Here is a 1,018-nt window from a genome sequence, read left to right on the forward strand (position 1 = left end):
AAAGTGAGAACGCGACAACGGGTTGTAGCAGATTCGCTCAGGAGACACGTACCAACCACGGCGTTCTTCTCGATAAATCAGCCCTTCAGTTTCCAACGAGACTAACGCATCTTTAATCGTGATTCGGGTGGTAGAAAACAGCTCACTTAACTCTCTTTCTGAAGGCAGTTTTTGCCCTTGAGAAACCACGCCAGAGTGAATTTGCTGTCTCAAGCTGGTTTTAATTTTTCCTAACTGCGTCCCTAACTGGCCCGCACCTGTTGTTTTCATTCTGACCTAGTCCAATAGATATTTTCTCAACAAGATAAGAGGCTTAAGTAACAGAAATATGACAAGTCAAACTGCTCGCTTCTTCATCAAATGAAATACAAACGCCACAGAAGTGAATCATAACTGTCAAATTATCTGCACCAAACCGTCACATTCCCCCCATAGGATAAAAAGCGAACTTACTGACCTAGTCCAGAAGGATGGAGACAATGAAAACTTTGCTTAGCCGTTCCACTGCCGTGCCTGCCAAACTGCTTGCAGCCACCGCAATTACAGCAACATTATCGGCGCCTGCTTTTTCAGCGGATGCCAATGTAGAATCCCTAGTAAAAGCCGCTCAAAAAGAAGGCTTGGTTTACAGTGTGGGCATGCCAGACAGTTGGGCAAACTGGAAAGACACGTGGGCTGATTTGCAATCAAACTACGGTTTGAAACATCAAGACACTGACATGAGCTCTGCACAAGAAATCGCGAAATTCGAAGCAGAGAAGAAAAATGCGACCGCAGATATCGGTGACGTCGGTTTTGCATTTGCGCGAGTTGCCGTGAAAAAAGGCGTAACTCAACCGTATAAACCGACCACTTGGAATGACATTCCCGATTGGGCGAAAGATAAAGATGGCCACTGGGCGCTGGCATACACTGGCACTATCTCTTTTATCTCAAACAACAACCTAGTCAAAGACGCACCAAAAACTTGCGGGGACTTACTCAAAGGTAACTACAAAGTCACGGTTGGAGACGTATG

Annotated in this window: 2 protein-coding genes; one reads left to right on the forward strand and one right to left on the reverse strand. The window is 45.6% G+C overall.

Going from position 1 to position 1,018, the window contains the following annotated elements:
• A partial coding sequence (locus R7E42_RS25750; protein WP_318073348.1) for a GntR family transcriptional regulator occupies window positions 1-270 on the reverse strand: 270 nt, incomplete at its 3' end.
• Window positions 271-479: 209 nt separating this feature from the next.
• Between R7E42_RS25750 and R7E42_RS25755 the strand changes: the two genes are divergently transcribed.
• A partial coding sequence (locus R7E42_RS25755; RefSeq protein ID WP_318073350.1) for an ABC transporter substrate-binding protein occupies window positions 480-1,018 on the forward strand: 539 nt, incomplete at its 3' end.

The organism is Vibrio sp. Vb1337 (assembly GCF_033338715.1).
Lineage (GTDB): Bacteria > Pseudomonadota > Gammaproteobacteria > Enterobacterales > Vibrionaceae > Vibrio > Vibrio alginolyticus.